Here is a 6,232-nt window from a genome sequence, read left to right on the forward strand (position 1 = left end):
ACATATGTTAAAAGTTGGAGTAATTGGATTAGGGACAGTCTCTCCGATCCACCTACACTCTATTAATCATTCTCCATACGCAAGACTTGTTGCGGTATGTGATATAAAAGAAGATAAGGCTAGAGAAAAATGTCAGCAAACTCATTGTGATGTAACTCCTTCTTATTCTGATTATAAAGAGATGATAGATAAGGAAGATTTAGATGTAGTTCATATCTGTCTTCCTCACTACCTACACGCAGAAGTTTCTAAATATGCTCTTGATAATGGACTTAACGTATTTTGTGAAAAGCCAGTTGATATCTCTTATGCTAAAACAAAAGAACTTTATGACCATTATAAAAAATATAAGGGTAAGCAAAAACTTGGTATATGTTTTCAAAATAGATACAACAATTCAGTAGTAAAACTAAAAGAGTTACTAGAAAAAAATAAAGAAGAAGTTTTTGCAGTAAAGGGCCTTGTAACCTGGTTTAGAGATATGAGCTACTATAATGAAGAACCTTGGAGAGGAAGACTTAAAGAAGCAGGTGCAGGAGTAATCATAAATCAAGCTATTCATACCCTAGATCTTATGGGATATGTGACAGGCAAGGATTGGAAGAGTTTAAATGCAAGAATGTCAAAACTTATGAATACTGAGATTGAAGTAGAAGATACAGCAAATGCCTTTATAAAATACGAAGATGGGGTAAATGGGTTGTTTATTGCAACAAATGCTTACTCAATCACAGATTCAATTGAGCTTCAAGTTATTTCTAAGAATGAAAAATACACTATCAAGGAAAATAGACTTTTTGATAGAAAGCTTAATATGCTAGCTGAAGATGAAAAATCAAGCCAAACTAAAGATTACTATGGTGCAGGACATGAAAAATTAATCAATAAATTTTACAAAGCCATTATAGATGATACAGATGATTATTGTGATCTTTCTGACGCTCTACAAACTATGGAGCTAATTCAAGCTATAATTAATTCATCTAATGGAAAAAGGGAAATCACAAAGGAGGATATATTAAATGACTAAAATAGGAGTACAAGCTTCAACGGTTGTTGATAGCTTTAAAAATGATGGAGTATATGAAACTTTTAGAAAACTTAATGATATAGGTTACAAATCAGTAGAGGTATCTCAAGTCGAAACAAGCAAGGAAAATATAGATGAAATCATTAGAGCTTGCAAGGACTTTGGCATGGAAGTTGCAGCAATGTCTGCTGCTGTTGAGCCACAATTTGAAGGTCAAGAATCTCTTGATACAGATTTTGATAAGATAGTGGCTGATTGCAAAGCTGTAGGAACAGACCTATTAAGAATTGGAATGCTTCCATTTGATAAAATGGCAAACATTGAAAAAGCAATAGAATTTGCAAAAAAAGCAAACGAATTTGCCCTAAAACTTAAAGACGAAGGAATAAAACTTTACTACCATAATCACCATGTAGAATTTGTAAAATATGATGGAAAATACTTATTAGATATAATTGCAGAAAACGCTCCAGAATTAGGATTTGAACTTGATGTGCATTGGGTACAAAAGGGAGGAGAAAATCCTGTAAATATCCTCAAAAAATATGCTGGAAAGGTAGAACTCGTTCATCTTAAAGACTATGAAGTAATGCCACTTACTGAAGATGATCTAAAACTTATGCAAACAGATGTGAATGCTTTCAGACAATCATTTGATAATAGGGCAAGATTTGCACCATTAGGTCAAGGTTCTCTTCCATTAAAAGAAATTGCAGACCAAGCTATAGAATCAGGATGCAGATACCTACTAGTAGAACAAGATATGTCTTATGGTAGAGATCCATTTAATGAACTTAAAATCTCCTATGATTGGTTAGTGGATAATGGATTTAAGGACTTATTCTAATGGCAATCAATAAAAAAGATGGGATGAACTATGCACCTAAAGGAAAGGCCAACAAAGTAGTTAAAGATGGTGAGTTTCCTGTAGCAATAGCAGCCCTTAACCATGGACATATCTATGGTATGTCCAATGGCCTAAAGGAAGCTGGTGCCAACATAGTTTACGTATATGATAAAGATCCTAAAAAGATAGAAGAGTACTTAGAAAGATTTCCAGAAGCAAAAAGAGCAGAAAGCCTAGAAGAAATCCTTGAAGATTCTTCTATAAAAATGGTTGCAGCTGCAGCTATACCAAACCTTAGGTCTGAGCTTGGAAATAAGGTTATGAAAGCAGGAAAAGACTATTTTACAGATAAGACAGGCTTTACAACACTAGAGCAATTAGAAGAAACAAGAAAGGTCCAAAAAGAAACAGGTAGAAGGTATTTTGTTTACTTTTCTGAAAGACTACACGTAGAAGGAGCAATCTTTGCAGGAGAACTTATAAAAGAAGGAAAGATAGGAAAGGTAATTCAAGTTACAGGTTTTGGACCACATAGTTTAAACAAAGAATCTCGTCCAGACTGGTTCTTTAAAAAAGAACAATATGGAGGAATTCTTACAGACATAGGGAGCCATCAGATAGAGCAATTCCTGTATTATACAGGAAATGAAAATGCAAAGGTTATTTCATCTAAGGTGGGAAACTACGCAAATCCTGATGTTCCAGAATTAGAAGACTATGGTGATGCAACACTAGTTGGAGATAATGGCGCAACATTCTTCTATAAAGTTCACTGGTTTTCACCAAAAGGACTTTCAAGTTGGGGAGATGGTAGGACATTTATAACAGGAACAAAAGGTTCAATTGAAGTTAGAAAATACACAAATGTAGGAGAAGAAGCCACAGGAGATCATGTATTTTTAGTAGATGGCGAGGGAGAGCACCATTATAAGGTAAATGGGAAAGTTGGATTTCCATTCTTTGGTCAAATGATTCTAGACTGTATTAACGGCACAGAAGAAGCCATGACACAAGAGCACATATTCAAGGCACAAGAACTTTGCCTATTATGTCAAAAAGAAGCCATAAAGCTTGATACAAATATATAGAAAAGGAAGATTTCATGCAATCAAAAATAAAACCTTTTGGTATGAGGATAAATTAGGATACATGTTTGGGGATTTGGGAAATGGATTCTCCTTTGCTCTTTCTTCAGTATTCTTTATGAAATTTTATACAGATGTTATGGGAGTTTCTCCTGGAGCTATAGGAGCAATGATGCTTCTCCAAGGTAATAGATGCTTTCACAGACATAGGTATGGGACAAATAGTAGATAGGACACCACCAACAAAAGATGGTAAATTCTTGCCATGGATAAGAAGAGTTGCAGGCCTAGTAGCTCTTGCATAATTCTTGTTATATCCGGTTTGGTTTAAAGATGCATCAATGACCTTAAAGGTAGTATGGATGTATGTAACCTACATACTTTGGGGCTCTATCTCATATACAGCCATAAATATCCCTTATGGATCAATGGCATCAGAAGTAAGTGAAAACCCAGATCATAGGACTGAGCTTTCTACATGGAGGACTATATGTTCCCAATTAGGACAATTTGTAATAGCGGTAGTAGGACCTATGTTTGTCTACTATACAAATAAATCTGGAAATGAAGTTCTTTCAGGAGCAGCAATGAGTAAATTTGCTCTATTTTGTTTAATAATAGCAATCATAACCTACTTTTATGCTTCTACCTAACAACAGAAAGAGTCAAGATACCAGTATCAAAAGAAAAAATTTCATTTATACAAACATTTAAGGTTATGTTTTCATCGAGAGCCTTAATAGGGCTAATTCTTGCTTCATTATTTTACTTACTATCAGTAATGACAGTAAATGGAATGAACTCATACCTTTATCCAAACTACTTTAACAACGTTAAGGCCATGAGTTTTATAGGTTCATCACAAATGGTGATAACCTTACTAATGGCAGCGGTGTACCAAAATTATCAGCTAAATATGGCAAAAAGGAAGTTACTATATTTGGTTTATTGTTAGCAGGAATATCCTATTTTATAGTATATTTCTCAAGACTAAAAAATGCAGAAGTATTTATAGGCTTTGTAATAGTATATCAAATAGGAATGGCCTTCCAAGGTATAACATCATGGGCAATGATTATAGATGTAATAGATGACTTGGAAGTATTAAAAGACAGAAGAGATGATGGAGCAATATATGGAGCTTTCTCATTTTCAAGAAAACTTGGTCAAGCAGCAGCAAGTGGGCTTACAGGATTTTTGCTTGAGATAATCAACTATTCACCTGCTACTAAATTTGACCCAGATGTAACTATAATAATAGCAGCACTTATATATATTTATTATCCATTAAATAGAGATAAGGTTTATAAAAATGCTACATTTTTACATGAAAAGAGAATGAAGGAGATGACTAAATCTCAATAAAATAAAAATATAAAAGAAAAGGAAAAAATAAAAATGGAAAAAAGAACAAAACCTTTTGGAATAAAAGATAAGATTGGTTATGCGGCGGGAGATGTTGGGAATAACTTTACATTCACCTTAGTTTCAAGTTTCTTGATGCTATTTTATACAAATGTATGGGGGATAGATCCAAAAATGGTAGGAACCCTATTTTTCGTATCAAGAATAATAGACGCCTTTACAGATGTTGGAATGGGTACAATAGTAGATAAATTCCCAGGAAACAAGGATGGTAAATTTAGGCCATTTATTAAATGGGGGGCTATACCAGTGGCGGTAGCAGGGTTTTTACTATTCCAAACAGGCCTAAAAGACCTACCAATGGGACTTAAAATTGTAATAATGTATGGAACTTATATACTTTGGGGATCTTTATGTTATACTTTTATAAATATTCCTTATGGATCAATGGCATCAGCAATTACACCAGAACCTGACCAAAGAACAGAACTATCAACCTTTAGAACACTTGGAGCTACAATTGCAGGACTTATAATAGGATTTGTAACTCCATATATACTTTATCAAAAAACAGCAGGTCAACCTGACGTTCTACTTGAGGGAAGATTCCCATTAGTTGCAGGACTTTATGGTATACTTGCAATAATGGCTTATTTTGTATGTTATGGATTTGTAACAGAAAGAGTAAATATAGCAAAAGAATCAGGCGGAAAAAACGAAAACGCCCTTGCTGGAATTGGAAATGTAATTTTCAAAAAATCCTTATTATCAATTATCCTAGTGTCAATTTGCCTACTATTGGGAATGCTTTTAATAGGTTCAATGAACGCTTATGTATACTCAACCTACTTTGGTGATTCAACTGGAATAGCACTTGCAGGACTTGTAACAACTCTTCCAATGCTTATAACAGCACCAATAGCCATGAAAATGGGACAAAAATTAGGGAAAAAAGAAGCCACAGTAATAGGACTTTTAGGATCAGCAGCTATATTTTTCATACTATATTTACTAAAAGTTAAGAATATGTACATATTCTTAGCAGGAACAGGACTTGCCTATGTATTCTTAGGAATATTCAATACCCTAACATGGGCCATGATTACAGACGTTATAGACGATCTTGAAATCAAAAATGGAGTAAGAGATGATGGAAAAGTATACGCAATCTACTCATTTGCAAGAAAATTAGGCCAAGCTTTCGCAGGAGGACTAGGTGGATTTGCTTTAGCTTCAATTGGATTTGTACAAGGAGCAGCAACCCAAACGCCAGAAGTTGCAGTAGGAATCTACAATATAGCAACCTTGATACCAGCCATAGCCCTAGGCTTAGGCGGACTTGTAGTACTATTTTTATATCCACTAAGCAAAAAACAAGTTTCTAAAAATAACTCTTACCTTTCTGAAAAGAGAGGCTAGGTAAAAAAATTATAAGACAGATAAGTAAGACTCTAAGAAAAATTTCTTAGGGTCTTTTTAGTACCATAAATAGTGTAAGAAAGGAAGTAATTCCTATCTTGCACTATTTTTGTATAATGAAGAAGTAGTATGACGAGAGTCTTTTAGGGTTAAAACATCCGACAATAAAACTGTCAACTACCATTTCATTATTAATATTCGGTTAAGCAGGTAGGGCAAAACGTCCGTGTCACAAGCTAAAATGAGTGTAATAGTGCAGGTAGAAACTACAAAAGAAAAAAGAAAGAAGGAAAACCATGATATCTGTAGGAATAGACATATCAAAGGATAAAATTACAGTTTGTTCATTAGAACAAGGAAGCAAAATAATCTGGAAACCATTTGATGTTTACCTAAACAAAAGTAAAGTCGAAGAATTATTAAAGAAACTAGAAAAATTAAAAGAAGTAAAAATAACGATGGAAGCAACAGGAAAATATCATCTAC

General features: G+C 34.0%; 7 protein-coding genes and 1 pseudogene. All 8 read left to right on the forward strand.

Translation table 11 applies throughout. From position 1 onward, the window contains the following. Window positions 1-4: 4 nt before the first annotated feature. The gene (locus SOR60_RS09390; RefSeq protein WP_320595794.1) at window positions 5-1,030 is read left to right on the forward strand and encodes a Gfo/Idh/MocA family protein; all 1,026 of its coding nucleotides are present in this window, start codon (window positions 5-7) and stop codon (window positions 1,028-1,030) included. Beyond that, window positions 1,023-1,877 (forward strand): sugar phosphate isomerase/epimerase family protein, encoded by an 855-nt coding sequence (locus SOR60_RS09395; protein ID WP_154541504.1) that lies wholly within the window; start codon window positions 1,023-1,025, stop codon window positions 1,875-1,877. Before SOR60_RS09390 ends, SOR60_RS09395 begins: the two co-directional genes overlap by 8 nt. Beyond that, entirely contained in the window at window positions 1,877-2,965 is a 1,089-nt protein-coding gene (locus tag SOR60_RS09400; protein ID WP_320595795.1) for a Gfo/Idh/MocA family protein, read from the forward strand. The genes SOR60_RS09395 and SOR60_RS09400 overlap by 1 nt, the downstream gene beginning before the upstream one ends. 61 nt (window positions 2,966-3,026) lie before the next feature. Beyond that, window positions 3,027-3,194, forward strand: coding sequence for a hypothetical protein (locus SOR60_RS09405; protein WP_320595796.1), 168 nt, complete (start codon window positions 3,027-3,029; stop codon window positions 3,192-3,194). Window positions 3,195-3,303: 109 nt separating this feature from the next. Then, window positions 3,304-3,615, forward strand: coding sequence for an MFS transporter (locus tag SOR60_RS09410; RefSeq protein WP_320595797.1), 312 nt, complete (start codon window positions 3,304-3,306; stop codon window positions 3,613-3,615). Further along, a pseudogene (locus SOR60_RS09415) lies at window positions 3,570-4,327 on the forward strand (MFS transporter). Before SOR60_RS09410 ends, SOR60_RS09415 begins: the two are co-directional and overlap by 46 nt. A 33-nt stretch (window positions 4,328-4,360) precedes the next feature. Beyond that, window positions 4,361-5,746, forward strand: coding sequence for an MFS transporter (locus tag SOR60_RS09420; protein ID WP_320595798.1), 1,386 nt, complete (start codon window positions 4,361-4,363; stop codon window positions 5,744-5,746). 296 nt (window positions 5,747-6,042) lie between these two features. Next, window positions 6,043-6,232: IS110 family transposase (locus tag SOR60_RS09425; RefSeq protein WP_320595799.1), on the forward strand; the 190-nt coding region annotated here is incomplete at its 3' end.

The sequence above is a fragment of the Anaerococcus porci genome, assembly GCF_034090325.1.
GTDB classification, from domain to species: domain Bacteria; phylum Bacillota; class Clostridia; order Tissierellales; family Peptoniphilaceae; genus Anaerococcus; species Anaerococcus porci.

Excerpts from the sequence above, each read along its gene's own strand:
- SOR60_RS09390 (WP_320595794.1), top strand. The coding sequence starts at position 5 with ATGTTAAAAGTTGGAGTAATTGGATTAGGGACAGTCTCTCCGATCCAC.
- SOR60_RS09395 (WP_154541504.1), top strand. The coding sequence starts at position 1,023 with ATGACTAAAATAGGAGTACAAGCTTCAACGGTTGTTGATAGCTTTAAA.
- SOR60_RS09400 (WP_320595795.1), top strand. The coding sequence starts at position 1,877 with ATGGCAATCAATAAAAAAGATGGGATGAACTATGCACCTAAAGGAAAG.
- SOR60_RS09405 (WP_320595796.1), top strand. The coding sequence starts at position 3,027 with ATGTTTGGGGATTTGGGAAATGGATTCTCCTTTGCTCTTTCTTCAGTA.
- SOR60_RS09410 (WP_320595797.1), top strand. The coding sequence starts at position 3,304 with ATGACCTTAAAGGTAGTATGGATGTATGTAACCTACATACTTTGGGGC.
- SOR60_RS09420 (WP_320595798.1), top strand. The coding sequence starts at position 4,361 with ATGGAAAAAAGAACAAAACCTTTTGGAATAAAAGATAAGATTGGTTAT.